Origin of the sequence: Halorubrum wangae (assembly GCF_051194135.1) — an archaeon.
In the GTDB taxonomy this organism is placed as follows: domain Archaea; phylum Halobacteriota; class Halobacteria; order Halobacteriales; family Haloferacaceae; genus Halorubrum.
This window is the reverse complement of sequence record NZ_JBLZNH010000004.1, coordinates 150,008-167,532: the sequence shown is the minus strand read 5'-3', so window position 1 is coordinate 167,532 and position 17,525 is coordinate 150,008. Positions and strand designations below refer to the sequence as shown.

Annotated in this window: 19 protein-coding genes and 1 tRNA gene; 10 read left to right on the top strand and 10 right to left on the bottom strand. The window is 68.0% G+C overall.

Annotation, left to right across the window (positions count from 1 at the left end; genetic code table 11):
- Positions 1-89: 89 nt before the first annotated feature.
- The 4 genes from ACNS84_RS13200 to ACNS84_RS13185 all read left to right on the top strand — a co-directional run bounded on the left by ACNS84_RS13200 (position 90) and on the right by ACNS84_RS13185 (position 4,956).
- On the top strand, positions 90-1,004 hold the full coding sequence (locus tag ACNS84_RS13200; RefSeq protein WP_435075336.1) for an NADP-dependent phosphogluconate dehydrogenase: 915 nt from the start codon (positions 90-92) through the stop codon (positions 1,002-1,004).
- Positions 1,005-1,110: 106 nt separating this feature from the next.
- Entirely contained in the window at positions 1,111-1,455 is a 345-nt protein-coding gene (locus ACNS84_RS13195; protein ID WP_435075600.1) for a DUF5802 family protein, read from the top strand.
- Between the two features lie 111 nt (positions 1,456-1,566).
- Complete coding sequence (locus ACNS84_RS13190) at positions 1,567-2,475, top strand: Vms1/Ankzf1 family peptidyl-tRNA hydrolase (protein WP_435075335.1); 909 nt, start codon at positions 1,567-1,569, stop codon at positions 2,473-2,475.
- A 243-nt stretch (positions 2,476-2,718) separates the two neighbouring features.
- Entirely contained in the window at positions 2,719-4,956 is a 2,238-nt protein-coding gene (locus ACNS84_RS13185; RefSeq protein WP_435075334.1) for a PGF-CTERM sorting domain-containing protein, read from the top strand.
- Here ACNS84_RS13185 and ACNS84_RS13180 read toward each other — a convergent pair whose 3' ends face one another.
- The 3 genes from ACNS84_RS13180 to ACNS84_RS13170 are packed head-to-tail and all read right to left on the bottom strand — an operon-like array spanning position 4,957 to position 6,664.
- Positions 4,957-5,340 (bottom strand): rhodanese-like domain-containing protein, encoded by a 384-nt coding sequence (locus ACNS84_RS13180; protein ID WP_435075333.1) that lies wholly within the window; start codon positions 5,338-5,340, stop codon positions 4,957-4,959. It abuts the gene before it with no gap.
- Positions 5,340-5,666 carry a cupin domain-containing protein gene (locus ACNS84_RS13175; RefSeq protein ID WP_435075332.1) on the bottom strand — a complete coding sequence of 109 codons (327 nt, stop codon included), beginning with the start codon at positions 5,664-5,666 and terminating at the stop codon, positions 5,340-5,342. The genes ACNS84_RS13180 and ACNS84_RS13175 overlap by 1 nt, the downstream gene beginning before the upstream one ends.
- 41 nt (positions 5,667-5,707) lie before the next feature.
- Positions 5,708-6,664, bottom strand: a complete 957-nt coding sequence (locus ACNS84_RS13170) for an alpha/beta fold hydrolase (RefSeq protein ID WP_435075331.1) — start codon at positions 6,662-6,664, stop codon at positions 5,708-5,710.
- A gap of 253 nt (positions 6,665-6,917) precedes the next feature.
- Between ACNS84_RS13170 and ACNS84_RS13165 the strand changes: the two genes are divergently transcribed.
- Positions 6,918-8,420 carry a sulfatase gene (locus ACNS84_RS13165; RefSeq protein ID WP_435075330.1) on the top strand — a complete coding sequence of 501 codons (1,503 nt, stop codon included), beginning with the start codon at positions 6,918-6,920 and terminating at the stop codon, positions 8,418-8,420.
- Positions 8,420-8,842, top strand: a complete 423-nt coding sequence (locus ACNS84_RS13160) for a GtrA family protein (protein WP_435075329.1) — start codon at positions 8,420-8,422, stop codon at positions 8,840-8,842. Before ACNS84_RS13165 ends, ACNS84_RS13160 begins: the two co-directional genes overlap by 1 nt.
- A gap of 22 nt (positions 8,843-8,864) precedes the next feature.
- Here ACNS84_RS13160 and ACNS84_RS13155 read toward each other — a convergent pair whose 3' ends face one another.
- Positions 8,865-9,566, bottom strand: a complete 702-nt coding sequence (locus ACNS84_RS13155; RefSeq protein ID WP_435075328.1) for a TVP38/TMEM64 family protein — start codon at positions 9,564-9,566, stop codon at positions 8,865-8,867.
- A gap of 139 nt (positions 9,567-9,705) precedes the next feature.
- Here ACNS84_RS13155 and ACNS84_RS13150 point away from each other — a divergent pair, with 139 nt between their 5' ends.
- Complete coding sequence (locus tag ACNS84_RS13150; protein WP_435075327.1) at positions 9,706-10,659, top strand: cation diffusion facilitator family transporter; 954 nt, start codon at positions 9,706-9,708, stop codon at positions 10,657-10,659.
- Positions 10,660-10,911: 252 nt separating this feature from the next.
- Here ACNS84_RS13150 and ACNS84_RS13145 read toward each other — a convergent pair.
- The 6 genes from ACNS84_RS13145 to ACNS84_RS13120 form a co-directional block, all read right to left on the bottom strand.
- A tRNA-Pro gene (locus ACNS84_RS13145) sits at positions 10,912-10,984 on the bottom strand.
- A 93-nt stretch (positions 10,985-11,077) separates the two neighbouring features.
- Positions 11,078-11,698, bottom strand: coding sequence for a tRNA (pseudouridine(54)-N(1))-methyltransferase TrmY (gene trmY, locus ACNS84_RS13140; protein ID WP_435075326.1), 621 nt, complete (start codon positions 11,696-11,698; stop codon positions 11,078-11,080).
- A gap of 243 nt (positions 11,699-11,941) precedes the next feature.
- On the bottom strand, positions 11,942-12,772 hold the full coding sequence (gene pyrF / locus ACNS84_RS13135; protein WP_435075325.1) for an orotidine-5'-phosphate decarboxylase: 831 nt from the start codon (positions 12,770-12,772) through the stop codon (positions 11,942-11,944).
- Between the two features lie 51 nt (positions 12,773-12,823).
- On the bottom strand, positions 12,824-13,615 hold the full coding sequence (locus ACNS84_RS13130) for a class I SAM-dependent methyltransferase (RefSeq protein ID WP_435075324.1): 792 nt from the start codon (positions 13,613-13,615) through the stop codon (positions 12,824-12,826).
- Positions 13,573-14,340: a hypothetical protein gene (locus tag ACNS84_RS13125; RefSeq protein WP_435075323.1), complete on the bottom strand. Its 768-nt coding sequence runs from the start codon at positions 14,338-14,340 to the stop codon at positions 13,573-13,575. The genes ACNS84_RS13130 and ACNS84_RS13125 overlap by 43 nt, the downstream gene beginning before the upstream one ends.
- Before the next feature lie 97 nt (positions 14,341-14,437).
- Positions 14,438-15,457: an AI-2E family transporter gene (locus ACNS84_RS13120; RefSeq protein ID WP_435075322.1), complete on the bottom strand. Its 1,020-nt coding sequence runs from the start codon at positions 15,455-15,457 to the stop codon at positions 14,438-14,440.
- A 127-nt stretch (positions 15,458-15,584) separates the two neighbouring features.
- Between ACNS84_RS13120 and ACNS84_RS13115 the strand changes: the two genes are divergently transcribed.
- The 3 genes from ACNS84_RS13115 to ACNS84_RS13105 all read left to right on the top strand — a co-directional run bounded on the left by ACNS84_RS13115 (position 15,585) and on the right by ACNS84_RS13105 (position 17,525).
- Positions 15,585-16,727: an aminotransferase class I/II-fold pyridoxal phosphate-dependent enzyme gene (locus ACNS84_RS13115; RefSeq protein WP_435075321.1), complete on the top strand. Its 1,143-nt coding sequence runs from the start codon at positions 15,585-15,587 to the stop codon at positions 16,725-16,727.
- Between the two features lies 1 nt (position 16,728).
- Positions 16,729-17,013, top strand: coding sequence for a hypothetical protein (locus ACNS84_RS13110; protein ID WP_435075320.1), 285 nt, complete (start codon positions 16,729-16,731; stop codon positions 17,011-17,013).
- 134 nt (positions 17,014-17,147) lie between these two features.
- A complete protein-coding gene (locus ACNS84_RS13105; RefSeq protein ID WP_435075319.1) occupies positions 17,148-17,525 on the top strand; it encodes a translation initiation factor IF-5A in 378 nt (125 codons plus the stop codon).

The following is a 17,525-nucleotide window of genomic DNA, read 5'->3' as shown; positions in this document are numbered from 1 at the left end:
TCGACTCGCCGACCGTCGTGTCCTCACCGCTGCACCGCTCGCCCGCCCGAACCGGAACCACTACGGCGAGCGGTCGCTACCCCTCGCGCATGGAACTCGGCGTCATCGGACTCGGACGGATGGGGCAGATCGTCGTGAATCGGTCGCTGGAGGCGGGACACGACGTGGTCGCTTTCGACCTCTCGGCTGAGGCGACGGCGACCGCGGCGGAGGCGGGCGCGACGCCGGCCGACTCGGTCGGCGACCTCTGCGACCGGTTGGACGACGGCGAGGGGGGCAAGCGAATCTGGCTTATGGTGCCCGCGGGCGACGCGGTCGACGCCACGCTCGGAGAACTGGAGCCCCGTCTCGACGGCGACGACGTGGTCGTCGACGGCGGCAACTCGCGGTTTCACGAATCGGTCCGGCGCGCCGAGGAGACGGCTGCCGCCTACCTCGACTGCGGCACCTCGGGCGGCCCGGCCAGCGCGGAGGCGGGCTTCTCGCTGATGATCGGCGGCCCCGAGTGGGCCTACGAGGCGCTGGTGCCGGTGTTCGACGCGGTCGCAACCGGCCCCGACGGCCACGACCGGATGGGCGAGTCGGGGTCGGGCCACTACGTGAAGATGGTGCACAATGGCGTGGAGTACGCGCTGATGCAGGCGTACGGCGAGGGGTTCGAACTGCTCGCCGAGGGACGGTACGACCTCGACATGGAGTCCGTCGCGCGGACGTGGAACAACGGCGCCGTCATCCGATCGTGGCTCCTCGAACTCTGCGAGGAGGCGTTCCACGAGGAGGGGTCCGATCTGGGAGACGTCGCGGACCACGTCGCCGGCGGGTCCACCGGCACGTGGACGGTCGAGGAGGCGCTCGAGCAGGAGGTTCCGGTCCCCCTCATCTATCAGGCGCTGGCGGAGCGGTTCGACTCGCGGAACGAAGGACGGTTCTCGCGTCGACTCGCGAACCGATTGCGGTACGGTTTCGGTCGTCACGAGGTCGCGCGGCGGTCTGACGAGGCGTAGCAACCGGTTTTTCGCGGATTGGACGCCCGTCGCCCCCGATTATCAGTCGAACGCGTGTTCCGAGTAACGCTTAAATACTGTCGTGGTAGAGATTCACATGCACAGTATGTTCGAGCGATTCTCGAGCGGATACTACCTGGGGGAACTGTACGTCGAGCCCCACGACGGCGACCGCGCCGTCATCCAGCGGGCCGACCACGAACACGTCAACGAGCAGCTGTATGCGGACGGCGAGGGCGTCGAGCGACTCGACGCGCCCCTCGTAATGAAGCTGGGAAGCGGCCACATCCCCGTCGGTGGCGACGAGGACATCCCGAGTGGCACGCTCGCTATTCCGCTCGAGATCGCCGACGAGACGCTTCCGGACCGGAAGAACGTCCTGCTGGCGGACGCCGACCGCGCCGAGAACCTGCTGCGGTGGGAGGGGTGGGAACCGTTCGTGAACGCGTAGGATTGGACCGCCGTCGTTCAGTTATCAGTTGTCTTGCTCATTTAAAAGCCGTCCCGCACTCGTCGGCGTCGCAGACGCACCTTTTAGGTCACCGGCGGTCGCGGATTCGGTATGATCGACAGGCTGCTCGGGCGCGCGACGCTGAAAGAGCGGATCGCGGAGTTGGAAGAGGAGAAGCACCACCTCGAACGCCGCGCCGAGGCCGAGGAGGAGCGCCGCTCTGACGCGGTCGCCGACCGTCAGCGCGCCGAGGAGCGCGTCAACGACCTCGAACACCGGATCGAGTCGCTAGAGGAACGGCTGAGTCACGCCGGAACCGGGGAAGTCGCGGTCGATTTCCGGCGCGTGAGCGACGCCCGAGGGGAGCGCCTGGCCGACCTCCTCGACCGCTTCGGAGCCATCGAGAGCGCCGATCCGGAGGGGCTGCTCACCGCGTTCGTTCCGGACGACAACGCAGTGCCGACGAGCGTCTCGGACTGGTTTGGCGACCGGACGCGACTCGTTCGTCGGGCCGCGCCCGCGGTCGTCCTCGCCGACGACTCGGGCGCTGTGAGCGCGGCGATCACGCCGGCGATTGTACCCACGCCCTTCGACGAGTGGGACGACACCTTTCGACTGTCGGACGAGTGGTTTCGTCCGACCGGTCGGTTCGCTTTCGCGGTGGTCCGTTCGGACATGTTCGCGCTCGGCACGTACGAGGGCGCCGAACGCGTCGCCTTCGAGGGGTTTACCTCCGCCGTGAAGGAGGCGCACTCGAAGGGCGGCTTCTCGCAGGGGCGCTTCGAGCGCCGGCGAGAGGGGCAGATAGACAATCACCTGCAGAAGGCGAACCGCGCGCTGGCCGCCGTCGCCGACGCGGACGACGTGCACCGCGTGATCGTCGTCGGCGAGCGGAGCGTGCTCGGGGAGGTCCGCGACCACGCCGACGTCACCGACGTCTCCGACGCGACGGGAAAGCCGCGGGCCGCCATCGAAGACGCGTTTCGCGACTTCTGGACCGCTCGAGTCCACGCGATCTGAGCGAACGGCTGCACTGAACGAATTTCGACCGTATCTCGATGCTAGGCGGTCTATAACTATACTTTGAACGTGCAATCCCCGAGTGGAGGGACGTCGCACACTCCCTCTCCCCCCCTCTCGTCGACCCTTTTTTGAACGGCATGCAGGGATTCCGGCAGCCGACGCTCGTTCTCCCCGAGGGCGGCCTCGATGACCGCCGCTCCGAGGAACAGGCCTTTATCCGCGTCGAACGGCTGTCGATCCATGACACGGTCGGGTTCGGATCGTGGGAGTCGATCCGTCGTCGCGCTGGTCGCCGCGTTGCTGCTTGTCACCGCGCTCGGGGTTGCCGCACCGGGGGTCGCCGGAGACGCGTCGCTCGCTGGCGAGGCGGCGACCCCCGGAGCGGACACCACCCTCTCCGACGAGCGCACGACGCTCGGAGAGACTCCTTTCCGCGGATCAGTTGCCCCCGACGACTCCGCGGGCAGCGGGACCGGTGACACGAAACAGGTGGAGGAGGACACGATCCGTCTGCGAAACGAGCTGTTCGACGTCGAAGAGCACGGAACGGTCGGCGTCACGATGCGGGCGGACATCCCGGACCGGGTGACGAACTTCCGGGTGGTCCTCCTCAGCGCGAACGACGCCGCGGTCGAGGCCGACGGATTCGACCCGGCCGACACCGACGACCCCGACGCCTCGGCGTGGGAGTGGGACGGCGCGACGGCGAACCCCACGCTCACCTATGCAATGGATGCCAACGACACCGTCACCGAGGCGGGACCGCTCGGCGCCAGCGGTTCCTACCGCTTCGTCGACGCCGGCGATTGGGCGCTGGTCCGGACACCGCGGACGAGCGCGAGCTGGTCGTACACTGGGCGGTACGACGGGCAAGTCCGACTGACGCGCGAAAACGCCGTCGACGGCGAGGGTGTCGCCTCGCAGGCCGTGGCGTTTCTCGGGCCGTACGAGGAGCACGTCCGGGAGGCCGGCGGCCAGCGCTACCGCCTGATCGTCCCCGAAGCGGCCGATCTTGAGGCGACTCCCGAGGAGGTGTTTGACGTCTTCGAGTCGGCGTCGGCCGCGCTGCCGGTCGGCGCGCGCGATGAGACGGTGTTCGCCGTCGCCGCGCCCACGGATGACGAGGAGTGGGGCGTCCGCGGGCTTCAGATCGGCGATGCCGACCTGTGGGTCCGAGACGTCGAGCCGGCGGGGACTGCCAGCGACGTCTGGACCCACGAGTACGTTCACACGCGGCAGGCCTACCGCACCGAGGCGAGCGGCGCCTGGTTCACCGAAGCGAGCGCAACCTACTACGCCGCGCTGTTCGCGCTCGCCCGCGGCGACGCCGACTTCGACGAATTCGAGCGAACCCTGGCCCGCGGCGAGCGTGCCCCCGACGCCTCGTCGGTGCTCGCCGACCCCGGCACGTGGGAGGGCAACGCCGACTACACGAAGGGGACGCTCGTGGCCGGCGAAATCGACCGTCGGCTCCGGGTTGCGACCGACGGTGGCGCCTCGCTCGCGACGGTCCTTCGCGAGTTGAACGCGGCGTCGGAACCCGTCTCGAACGAGGACATCCTCGACGCGGTCGAGGCGGCCGCGGCCAGCGGGGCCGACGCCGAAACCGCGGCCGCAGTCCGCGACGAGGCCGAGCGACTGACGACCACGCGCGAGACGGCCGAGACGTGGGATCGCTCGACACACGCCGAGGCCTTCGGCGAGGCGCCGGCGCAGGTCGGTTACACCCTCCCCGCCGACGGCGTTCGAGCGACGGGCGAATACCGCGACCGCACGGTCGATCGCGACCCGGTCGAACTCGTGACGAACGAGACGCTCGCGCTGACCGTCGGCGTCACGAACACGGGCGGCGTCGCGGGGGAGTACGCCCTCTCGCTGACTGTCGACGGAGAACCGGTCGCGACACGGAACGGCTCGGTCGATCCGGGGGCGGAGACCGCGGTACGCGTCGAACGCACGTTCTCGGAACCGGGAGAGTACACGGTCGGGATCGGTGGCGAGCGCCTCCGGGTCGTCGTCTCGGAGCCGGCGCCGCCGTCGGTCCGCGGCGTCTCAGTCGATGCGAACCGCGTGACCGCCGGCGAGTCGGTTCGCGTCGTCGCGACCGTCGGCAACGGTGCCGGACTCCCGGCCGGGTCCGAGGTGGCGTTCCGCGTCGACGGCGAGACGGTCGCGACGGCCCCCGTCAGACTCGACGCCGGCGAAGAGGCGAACATAGCGCGGACCGTCACGCTCGGTGAGTCGGGCGGTTCGGACTGGATCGACGGCGAACGGACGGTGACCGTCAGCGTCGTCGGCCCGGACGACGAGGTCTCGACGACCGTCACTGTCTCGGGGACCGGCCCGCTCGCCGGTGACGACGGCGCTCCCGACGGCGGTGTAACCGACGACAGCGCGCCCGGGTTCGGGGGTGTCGCTGCGGTTGTCGCGCTGTTCGTGGCCGCCGGAACGTTTGGCAGACGCTCGCGCGACCGCTGATCAGAACGGGGCCTCGGGGCCCTCGTCGACCTCGACGTCTCGTTCGTCCGCCGCCGTCGCCACCAGTTCGTCGACGTCGCGCTGCCACGCCTCGATGCCCCCGCGAAGGCTCTCGACGCGGGCGTCGTCGATGCCGGCGTAGCTCCCGATCAGTTGGGCGGCCTGTCGGCTGGAGATCCCGTGGGGGCAGACGGTGACGATCCGCGAGGCTTCGTCGAGTTCTCCCACGCGAGTCGTCAGCTCCGGGAACGGGATACACTCGCTGCCCGGGAGGTGGCCGCGGTCGAATGCCCGCCGGTCGCGGATGTCGACGATCCGGAGGCCGCCGTCGGTCTCACGGTCGAGGAGTTCAGCCAGGTCGTCGGGATCGATCTCGCCGTCCATCAGGGGAGGGGGCAGAGGCTCGCCGTGAGCACGGCTCGCTCGTCCGCGTCGTTTCGAGCACCGTGGACCGCGCCGCGCTCGTTCAGGACCACCGCGGGCGCCGAGAGCGTCTCCTCGGTGTCGTCTCTCACGACGGTCGGCTCGCCCTCGAGAACGTGGAAGACGTTGGTCGCGTCGACGTGCTCGTGCGGGTCGACCGCGGCGTTCGGACCGAGGACGAACGCTTTGACGAGCACGTCGTCGGTGACGACGAGTTCGGCCGTCTCCACCTCGCCCGGTTCGGGGTCGAGATCGTCGACGGCGGCCGCGTACGTGTCGAGCGTCATATCACATCGTGGTGGCCGTCGGTACTAAACGGATTCGGCGCTCACTCCCGAGCGCCCGGTGGAAGGGGGTCGGCGTGGTCGGCAATCGCCGTCGCGACGCGATGTGGCTCCTCGTGGACGACCCAGTGGGTCGCGGTGTCGAGCGTCAGGAGCCGACCCTCGGCGCAGTGGTCGACGCTTCGGCCCGCCATCCGCTTCGTGAGAAATCTATCCCTTGCACCCCAGATCACCAGTGTCGGAACCTCGACGAGGGTGCGCTCTGGCGTCGGACGGTCGCGGACCATCGCCCGGTACCAGTTCACCATCGCCTCGAAGGCGCCCTCTCGATTCCACGCGCGGCGGTAGCGTCGGATGTCCTCGTCGCCGAACGTGCCGGGGGAACTGGACTCACGGAGCCCGCGGACGGCCAGCCGCCAGTTGCCCGCGCTGGCGACGACCTCCGGAAGCTTCGGGAGCTGGAACGCGAGCATGTACCAGCTCTTGAGCCGCTGGTCCCACGAGGTCCGGAGCGCCTCCTCGAAGACGGTCGGATGCGGGACGTTGACCGCGACGAACTCGGAGACGCGGTCTGCGTGGTGGAGCGCGAGCCACCAGCCGACGGCCGCACCCCAGTCGTGGCCGGCGACGGCGGCCGTCTCCCGTCCGTAAGCGTCGACGATGCCGACGATGTCTCTGGCGAGTTCGCCGATCCGATAGTCGCGCACGGCCGGCGGCTTCTCCGAGAGGTTGTAGCCGCGCTGGTCCGGGACGACGACGCGGTACCCCGCGTCGGCGAGCGTCGCGATCGTCTCGTGCCAGCCGTACCAGAACTCGGGGAAGCCGTGGAGCAACACGAGCAGTTTCCCGTCGGCCGGACCCGCCTCGACGACGTGGAGTCGGACGCCGTTCGTCTCCACTGCCCGCGACTCGGCCGGCACCGAGTCGGGGATCTCGTCGTCCGGGACGTCCGCGTCGAGGGCGTCGACGCCCCGAACGGCTTCGGTCGCCGTGTCGTTCATACAACGTTGTTCGTGCGCGCCCGGCAAATAGCTACGCTCGCCGCCGTCTCTGAGATCGAAATCCTCAAGCCGGTGGCAAGCGGCATTCAGGGCACACTCGTGTTTCTGACGCGCGGCTCGATGAGGTGGAGGGCTCTGTCGGGCCGTCTCTCTCGACGGGCGACTGCGTCCCGTTCGGACCGCACCGGGCGCACGCCCCGATCGCTCGGGTCGTTTCGCGGTATCGCGGCGTCGGAGACACCCATCGCATAATATGGACTCGGACACGTCACACCCGGACGAGCCGGCCGAAAACTCGTCCACGGCGGAGGAATCGCAGTCGCCCCGCGCGAAGCGCGAGGTTACGAACGTCGTCCTCGTCACGATCGACTCGCTACGAGCGGACGCGATCGGTCCGTACGACGACGATCGGAGTTCGCCCGTGCTCGACGACCTCGCCGCCGACGGGACGACCTTCGACAGGGCATTCGCCACGGGGAACTGGACTCCGTTCTCGTTCCCCTCGATCCTCGCATCAGAGCCCGTCTTCACCCGGAACGGCGACATCGGCGTGACCGACTCACGGACGCTCGCCTCCGTGCTCTCCGACGCGGGAATCGCCACCGGCGGCTTCAACGCCGCCAACGGCTTCCTCACCTCCCACTGGGGGTATCCCGCGGGGTTCGACGAGTACGAGTCGTTCGTCACCAGCGTCGGCTCCAGCGTATACAGCCGCTACCTCGCCGCGCACCCGACGGTCGAGGCGTGGATCCAGCTCCTGGCCTCGCCGTTCCGACGCCTCGGCTCCAAGCTCCGTGGCCGGAGCGACGAGCGCCCGTTCCTCGACGCGTCGCGAATGTTCGACGTCGAGGACGCCGCGACCGAGTTCGTCGAGGAAACGGACGGTCCATTCTTCCTGTGGACTCACTACATGGACACGCACACGCCGTACGTCCCTGCCCCGCGGTACATCCGTGAGGTGTCGGACGGGATTATCGGGACCCACCGGATGCTCCACGCGCACACCCGCACGAGCCTCGGGCTGGAGGTCGGTGAGCGGACTCTCAGAGACCTGCGAACGCTGTACCAGGCGACCGTACGGCAGGTCGACGCGAGCGTGGGGCGGGTTCTCGAATCGCTGGAGGCGGCCGGCGTCGCCGACGAGACCGCCATCGTGGTCGCCGGCGACCACGGCGAGGAGTTCCAAGAGCACGGGCACCTCGCGCACTATCCGAAGCTGTACGACGAGCTGATCCACGTGCCGTTCATCGTGAACGTGCCGGGCGAAGACGGCGGTCGGGTCTCCGAGCACGTCGGACTCGACGCGATTCCGCCGACCGTCGCCGACCTGCTCGGCGTCGAGTCGCCGCCGGAGTGGCGAGGGAAGTCGGTGGCCCCCGCGGTCCGGGGCGACGAGGACCCCGATCAGGACCCCGTCGTCTCCGTGACTGTTCGGGGCGAGGAAGTGACCGAACAACCGATTCCGCGGTCATTGGACGACGGCGACCTCCTCGTGAGCGTTCGGGACGCGGAGTGGACCTACATCGAGAACGCGGATACCGGGGAGACGGAGCTGTACCACCGCCCCTCGGACCCGACTCAGCAGGAGGACCTCTCGGCGGACCCGACCGACGAGGAGTTGGCCGTCGTCGAGCGGTTCGCGCCCGTCGCCGCCGAGCACGTCGCAGAGCTTCGCGACCGGAAAACCGACGTCGACGGGAGCGAGGAGGTCGACGAGGACCTCGAGGCCCGGCTTGAGGCGCTTGGTTATCGGTGATGATCCGGGCGATTCTCCGCGATTTTACCAGCGGACCGATCGCCGTTCAACTTCGCCGGTTCGTCGTCGTCGGTGCACTCACAGCCGGCATCCAGATGGCGCTGCTCTGGCTGTTCGTCGACGCCGCCGGGATCAACTACCTCATCGGCGCGACGGTCGCCATCGAGATCACGATCATCCTGTCGTACGTGTTCAACAACGCGTGGACGTTTCAGGCGAGTCAGAACACGGGCACGATGGAGTACCTCACCGGGCTTGCGAAGACGAACCTCATCCGCGGGACCGCGATCCCGATCCAGTTGAGCGTTCTCTACGCGCTCGTCGAATGGGGCGGGATCATGTACCTCGTCTCCAACGCGATCGCCATCTTCCTCAGTGGACTGTATCGTTTCGTGCTCGACCGACGGTGGACCTGGGGATGACCCCGAACGCGCGGGCGTCTATTTAAAAGGAGAACCGCGACTCCATCCGCGCGACGATATCGCGGATCGCTTCCTGCTTGTAGTAGCCGACCACGGAGGCGAGGACGACGGCGAGGATGAGCGCAATGCCGGAGAAGAACCGCCCATTCGCGAGTTCACCGCCAGCGTATACCGTGAACACGTAGGCGGGGAGGCGACCCACGCTGATCACGGCGATGAACGTGGGGAGCCTCCACTTCGTGAGGCCGCTCAAAAAGCAGATGGCGTCGTCGGGGAGTCCAGGGATGATGACGAACGCAAACAGACCGGGCACGCCGACGGTGTCGACGAACTCGTCGAAGCGGGAGACCACGTCCTCGTGAAGGACGTCCTCGACGAACGAGCGACCGTATCGCTTCGCGAGCGAGAAGGCGATTGCGCTCCCGAGGAGCACCCCCGTGAGGCTGTAGACGGTGCCCCAGAACGGCCCGAAGAGGTAGCCCGCGACGAGGGCGACAACCTGTCCCGGAATCGGAGCGATGATCACTTGAAGCGTCTGGATGGCGATGAACACGAGGGGCGCGAGGACGCCGAACTGGCGGAGCCACACCCGCAGGGCCTCGGCGTCCGTGATGAACGCCGCGTACTCCCGGACGAAGAAGTAGAGTCCGACGAACCCGATCGCGACGGCGACGACCGCGAGGATCCCCCGCCGCCGGTCTGACGCCGAGGCGAAGAGCTTCATTTGTGTTACACCCGGCCAGCAGTGGACTTGAACCTTGCCAAAGGAGGGTTTCGGACACGCGGGGCGACGACAGGGGCAGGCCGGACCGGGCTACGCGTCGAAATAAACTATTTCCGTCGGACGCTCGCACGTGTGATCTGTGGCAAGTAGTAAGTCGGTCGTGCTCGCTGCTCTCGTTGCGAACGGGGCTATCGCCGTCCTGAAATTCGTTGGCTTCGTGCTCACGCAGAGTCCCGCGATGCTCTCCGAGACGTATCACTCCATCTCCGACACCGGCAATCAGGTGTTCCTGCTGATCGGCATCCGATACGGGAACAAGTCGGCGTCGCGCGCCCATCCGTTCGGGTACGGGAAAGCCCAGTTCTTCTACAGCTTCCTCGTCTCGGTGTTGCTGTTCGGCATCGCGGGATGGGAGAGCGCGAAACACGGGTACACCGCCGTCCTCCACCACGAGACGGCCGCACTGGCCGGGCAGGTCACCCAGTTCGGGGTCACCTTCCCCGGAATCTGGGTGAACTACACCGTCCTCCTCGGCGGAATACTGTTCGAGGGATGGGCATTCTCGAAGGCGTACGCCGGGATGCGCGCCGACATCGACGATCACGGCTGGAGCGGATTGGTCGAGGCGTTCCGAAAGACGTCGAACGTGACGACGCTCACGGCGTTCACCGAGGATACCATCGCGCTGATCGGGTTGGTCCTGGCACTCGTGGGCGTGTTCCTCACCGACGTCACCGGCAACGCGATATACGACGCGACGGCCGCCCTGCTTATCGGGCTCATGTTGATGGGGTTCGCCATCGCGTTGGCGTGGGAGAACAAGCGGCTGCTGTTGGGCGAAAGCCTCCCGATGTCCGAGGAACAGCGGCTTCGGAACATCATCAACCAATCGGACGACGTGACGGAGATAATAGACTTTCGGACCGTCTACTTCGGCCCCGAGAACGTGCTCGTCGCGGGCGACGTGGCGTTCGATCCCGGCCTCGAAACCGAGCAGATAGACGCCCGGATCTCCGAGATCGAAGCCGCTCTCAAGGAGGCGGCCCCGGACGTTCGGAAGGTGTATCTCGAGCCCGAACTGGAATCCGAATGAACCGCTCGCCGCTTCGGACCAGACGACGGTAGGCGGCGTCCTCGCACCGCGGTCCCGTTTTTCGAGACGTCCGCTCTCCGACCGATGGACGCCACGAGCGACGGACCAGTCTCAGAGCCGCAGTTCAGTCCCTCGAACGCTCGCGTCGCTTCTCTCCTTCGTGTGCCACGAGTCCGTTTCGGCGCTCACGTCGAAGCGGGACTTTCAGAACTCCGGCCGTAACGACTCTGAGAAAACCGAATGCGGGAGAAGTGGGCCGGCACGAATTTGAATCGTGGTTACGGCCACCCGAAGGCCGAAGGATACCAAGCTACCCCACCGGCCCGCATGTGACAGAAGGCCATTCGTTCTTTTAACCTTTCCGAAAGGCGGAAACGGACCCCCTCGTCGCGTTCGATTGGTGCTCGCCGTCCGGCGTTCAGTAGGACTCGTAGCCGTCGGTGTCCACCCAGTTGTGGACGACGGACACGGTGTGGTCGGCGTGGAGTAGTTCGGGGCCGACGCGGACGCGACGCTCTGCGCGCTCCGCGAGCAGCGACGCTTCGGCCTCGGTGAAATCACGGTGATCCGAGAGCACGAACACGGGATTCTCGGGGGGCGCGGCGTCGACGAGGGGGTCGCCGTCCTCGTGAAGCTGCACGAGCGTCGGGTCGGCTGGCGTCCCTGCCCCTCCGTCGTCGAGCAGTCGGTCGAGCGTCGCTTCGAGCCCCATCCGCCGGAGTTCGACGCCCGGTGAGACGTCGGCGGGCATGTGACCGATGGCGTCCGCCTTCGCGGCGAGCGCGTCGCGCACCCGCGCGGCGACGTTGCGCTCGTCCGGGTGGAGGTGGCGAAGGCTGTCCGAATCGAAGGTGACCGTGAGATCGTCCGCGATGACGAGGTGCACCCGCACGGACTCGCGGATCCCGTGCGAGAGGAAGACGCCGGTCGCGACGCACCGACAGAGCAGGTCGAGTCGGCCCGCACCGGGGAGGTCCGACAGGGAAATCTCGTCCGGATCGGTGGACGCCTCGTGACCGACGACGACGAACTGGCGCATACGCTCGGGTCGACCCGGGTCCTGATAAGGCACGCGACCGAAGAAGGGATATGAGCGTTTCCGGACTCTGTCAGGTGTGCGAGGCGGCGACGGCCCGTCACGCCTGTTCCCGGTGCGGGCGCGCCGTCTGCGACGACCACTGGAACGACGCTGTAGGCGCCTGCACGGCCTGTGTACAGGGCCGTCAGCAGTAGCGGAGACCAGCAGTAGCGGGGATGCCGGCTGTGGCTCGGTTCGAATCGCCTACCGGTGCCGATTGAGCCGCTTCTTGAGACGCTTCGCGGCGTCGCCGGCAGCGCCGAAGTAGGTCGCCTCGTCGTCGGGACGGCTCGACTCCTCGCCGGCGAAGATGATCCCGCGAGAGGAGTTGACGAGTCCCACGTCGACCGCGGCGTCGGGACGGGCGGCGAGGCCGTGCTCGACTGCGGCTTCCGCGTCGCCGCCCTGCGCGCCCACGCCGGGAACGAGGAAGGGGATCTCGGGGACGATCTCGCGGACCTCGGCCAGCTCCTCGGGGGCGGTCGCACCGACGACGAGCCCGACGTTGTCGTTCGCATTCCACACGTCCGCGAGCGCCGCGACGCGCTCGTAGAGGGGTTCGCCGGAGGCGAGTTCGAGGTCCTGGAGGTCACTCCCACCGGGGTTCGACGTTCGGCAGAGGACGAAGACTCCTTTCTCGGCGCGGTCGAGGAACGGCTGGAGGGAGTCGCGGCCGAGGTACGGGTTCACCGTGATCGCGTCGGCGTGGTCGAGGGCCGCGGCGTACTGCCGAGTCGTGTTGCCGATGTCGGCGCGCTTGGCGTCGAGGAGGACTGGGACGTCCTTCCCGTGGGCGTAAGCGATCGTCTCCCGGAGCGCGCGCCAGCCGTCGGCGTCCTCGTAGAAGGCGGCGTTCGGCTTGTAGCAGGCGGCGTGCTCGTGCGTCGCGTCGATGATCCGTCGGTTGAACGCCCAGCGGGGCAGGTCGGCGTCGGCGACGAACTCGGGGAGTCGGTTCGGATCCGGGTCGAGCCCGACCGAGACGACGCTGTCCGTCGACTCGATACGGGCCGCCAGCGTCTCGAAGAAGCGCATGCCCGCCACTGCGTCCGGGGGCGCGCTAAACGTTGCGTTCCGCCCCGCGGCTCACCCGTTTCTGCCGTCCGCGAACCCGTGTCCGGCGCACGTCGTTATCGTGCCGAACAGGTACCGCTCCTCCGTCACCGTCTCCGCGCGCTCCTCCAGTGCCCGCCTCGCGGCCGCCGTCCGCTCGTCGAGTCGGTCGAGCGGATCGCTGCCTTCGACGTCGAACAGCCGCCTGTTCAGGCGGGCGAACGCGGCGAGGGCGGCGTTCGCGGGACGGCTCCCTCGGGGCGCGAACGCAGCGATAACCACGGTATCGGCCAGCTCACACCAGTCGCTCACGACCGTGTACGGGTCCGGAAACAGCGACGTGACGAACGTCGCGAGCACCGCGTCGGCTGAACGGATCGGCGCGTCGGTCGCGTCGCCGCGCACGAATTCGACGTTCTGCCACCCGCGACGCTGCGCGAGCCCTCGCGCTCGGTCGAGCATCGCGCCGGTGAGGTCGACGCCCACGACGCGCCCAGTCGGGCCCACAGCCTCGCGGAGCGCCGAGACGTTGACGCCGGGGCCGCAGCCGAACTCGACGACCGTGTCGCCCGGATCGAGGTCGAGCGCCCGGACGCAACCCGCGCGCACGCCCCCGACCGAGGCGGTCGCACGCGCGAACCAGTCGTACGTCCGCGCCCAGGCGGCGTAGCCGCGCTGTATGCGGTGCGCCGCGGACTTCTCGTCGCTCGCCGCCGGCGACGGATCTCCCGAACGCCGCCGCGACGAGTTCGGTCTCGCTCGCGGATGCCGGCGAGGACGGGTCACGATCGGGCACGGACCGCAGCGGGCGGGGTCTTCGGCCACCACTGCTCAGGGCCGTCGCGCGCGACGGTGGAGTAACACCGCTCGCTACCGTCGCAGTCCCGCGGCCGCTGATAGTCGATCCCCCGCCCCGCGAGATACGTCACGTAGCCATCGTCGACGCGGTCGAGCTTCTCGTGGCACACCCACTTCTCGCCGTACAACCGCGCGCCCACGGTGCGGTACGGACAGGTGAACTCCGTTCGCTCCGCGCCGGCCTCGCTCTCCGTCTCGTCGATGTCGACGCCCACGGAGCGGTAGACAAGCCTGAGCCGCCGAACGACGCGTTCAGGCGACCGCGCGCCGAGAAACAGCCCGTGCGCGAGGACGTAGCCGAAGTCGTGGAGCAGGCGCTCCACCCGAGTCAGGTCGTCCGGATTGTCGTCGAGCATCGACCGCAGCGTCGCGTACCATCCCGCGATCTCGGTCACCGCGTCGGTCGTCTCGTCGGCCCTCGCGAGCGCCCGTCGCTTCGTCGGAAGCGGTGCCGCGCCGTCGGAGAGACGGAACGAGGGGACCGCCTCGACGTGTTCGAGCACGTCCTCCCGGAGGATGTCGCCCGCGGCGTACGCGTCGGTCAGTTCACCGAGCTCCGGGTACCAGTCGCGTCGCAGTCGTTCGTACGTACCGTCGAGGAGGTCGTCGACGCGGCCGGCGCCCTCGACGTCGGTCGCCGCGGGGAACGCGTCGACGACCCGCCGCAGTTCGGCGGGGTCCGGTCCTGCCATACTCTCTCATGGTGTGCGACGGTCTTGAATCCGCAGGTCGGTCGCGCCGGTTCCGCCGTCGTCCGGGTGATCTGCGCCCGAGGCGCTTTCTGAGCCGTCACTTCGCCGAGTCAGCGGCCGCCTCCGTCGCCCCGGGGCCGGCCTCGTCTTCGGAGATCATCTCGATGATCTCGAGGAGGAGCGACACCACGAGCGGCCCGACGATGACGCCGATCGCACCGACGGTGAGGATCCCGCCGACGAAGCCGACGAAGTAGAGGCCGGGCGATATTTTTCCGGTCCAGTCGGCCAGTTGCGTCCGGATCACCGCGTCCGGGATGAAGGCCACGACGCCGAGGCCGAACACGAGCACGAGAATCGCCCTGGCCGTCTCGCCGAGCAGGAGGTCGCCCACCCCCAGCGTAACGATGAGCACGCTTGGACCGACGACCGGGATGAACTGGAGGACGCCCGCGATCACCGCCAACAGGATCGGCGACTGATACCCGAGGAGCGAGAACAGCGGGTACGCGAGCACGAAGGTCGCGGCGGCCGTGGCCGCCTGCAGAATGTAGATCGAGTACAGGGTCGTTCGAGTCCGGCGGTGCAGTCGGACCGGGATGTCGCTGAACTCTTCGGGAACTATCTTGAACACGACGTCGCCGACCGCGTCCGGACGAAGGAGGAGTCCGTACACGAGGAACGAGAAGACGATGAGTTCGAGTGCGAGCGTCGGCGTCGCGGCGGTGATCGCGAGCGCGAGGTTCCGGAGCGCGATCCGCGCAGACGACACCAGCGGCGCCATCTCGATCGGGAGGGCGTACCCAAACCCGTCGATGACGACGACCTCGGGTATCTGCCCGAGGATCTCGATGAGGCGCGCCCGCTGGCGATAGAGGACGTACAGCAGCGGGATCACGAGGAGCGCGGCGCCGAGAAACGCGACGACGGTCGCCGCCGCGCAGGCGAGGCGTACCGACATCCCCCGGGCGACGAGTCGTCTGCGGAGCGGGTACAACACGTACGCGACGGTGATCGAAAACACGACGGTCTGGAGGACGTCCGCCAACACGACCGCCGCGAGCGCGGCCATCGCGACCAGTAAGGCGGCGAGAATCCGAGAACGAGAGAGTATCATGCCATCTCATACCAATGGCCGGTGAAAGTTGTTCCGCAACCGAGGCGCGATGACCAGGGGTGCCGAAATCGGACCGCAACCCGCGAGAGACCGTAGCACCTAACCTCGCGCCACTCTCATCTGCGGTATGCGCATCGACCCGTTCGGCCTCGAACGCTGGTTCGCGGAGTACGAACACGAGGCCGACATCATGTTGGCCGAGAGCGGGATCCGCTCGCTCGACGCGAGTCGGTTCGAACTCGATCCCGGCCGACTCGACTACGTCATCCCGACGAACGGCGACCCCGAGTTCCGCGCGTCGGTCGGTGACCGTTACGGCCTGAGCGCCGACGAGGTGCTCTTCACCTGCGGTACGCAGGAGGCGAACTTCCTCGCGTTCCTCTCGCTGCTCGGCGACGACCAGGGGCTCGGCGGTGCCCCCGACGACACCGAATCGAGCGACGAAGCGATCGGCTCCGGATCCCACGCGGTCGTGGTCACACCCACGTACCAGGCGCTCCACGCGGTCCCGGACGCCTTCGGCGACGTGACGCGCGTCGAACTGGAGCCGCCGGAGTGGGAGTTGGACGCCGACGCGATCGCCGACGCGGCCCGCGACGACACCGCCGTGATCGTCGTGAACAACCCCAACAACCCCACCGGGCGGTATCACGACGAGGCGGCGATGCGGGCGGCGTACGACGTCGCCGTCGACCGCGACGCGTACCTCCTCTGTGACGAGGTCTACCGACTGCTCGCGGCGGAGCCGCAGCCCCCTGTCGCGAGCTTCGGCCGCCACGGGATATCGACGACGAGCCTCACGAAGGCGTACGGACTCGCTGGGCTCCGATTCGGCTGGATCGCCGGCCCCGAAGCGGTCGTGGAGCGTGCGTGGCGGTGGAAGGATTACACCACCATCTCGCCGTCGCTGTTCGGCCAGCACGTCGCCAAGCAGGCGCTCGGGCGGCGCGAGCCGCGTATCTTGACGGAGAATCGCGAACTGGCGGAGAAGCACCGCGCCATCGTCGCCGACTGGATCGAGCACCACGGACTCGACTGGCACGACCCCGTCGGCGTCAACGGGTTCGTGACGGTGCCCGGCGGCTTCGAGGACGCCGAGTCGTTCTGCCGGACCGTCGTCGAGACGGAAAGCGTCGTGCTCGCGCCCGGCGGGCTGTTCGGCTTCCCGGACCGGTTCCGGATCGGGTTCGGTCTGCCGACGAAGGAACTCAGAGAGGGACTCGACCGCGTGAGCCGCGTCATCGAGGACGCCGACGACGGAGGTGCCTGAGATGGGATTCTTCGGCGAACTCAAGGACGACGTCGTCGGCTTCGTCCGCGACCCGACCGACGAACAGAAAGCGCTGCTGGCGGCCGTCGTCGTGATGATGATCGCCGACCGCGTCCTTTGGTGGGTCGACTTCCCGTTCGTCGTGCGCACCACCGCGGCGGTCGGCATCGGCTTCATCGGCCTCTTCGTCGCCAGCTACCTCATCACCGGACAGTTCGTGCCGCCGGACGGAAACGTAGACGACGAGGACGAGCACGAGGAGTACGTCGACGAGATGGATCCGTAGCTCCGGACCGTTGCCGGTGACCGTTCACTGGGTCGGTGGCGCCCCAGCGTGACCCGCGCGTCGGTCGCCGCCCCGAACGCCGGCGTCGGCACCGTTCCAAACCGTTTATACCCGCGCCGGAAAAAGAACCTCGCATGCCGAGAGAGCAGAAGCAGGTTCGCGAACTCCAGGAGGGAAGCTACGTGATGATGGACGACTCGCCCTGCAAGATCAACCACTACAGCACCGCGAAACCCGGCAAACACGGGAGCGCAAAGGCGCGCGTCGAAGGCAAGGGCGTCTTCGACGAGAAGAAGCGCTCGCTCTCCCAGCCAGTCGACGCGAAGGTATGGGTCCCGATCATCGAGCGAAAGCAGGGGCAGGTCGTCTCCGTCTCCGGGAACGACGCCCAAGTCATGGACCTCGACACCTATGAGACGTTCACGATGCGCATCCCCGAGGGCGAGGACTTCACCTCGGACGACAACATCGAGTACCTCGAGTACGAGGGCCAGCGTAAGGTCCTCGGGTAG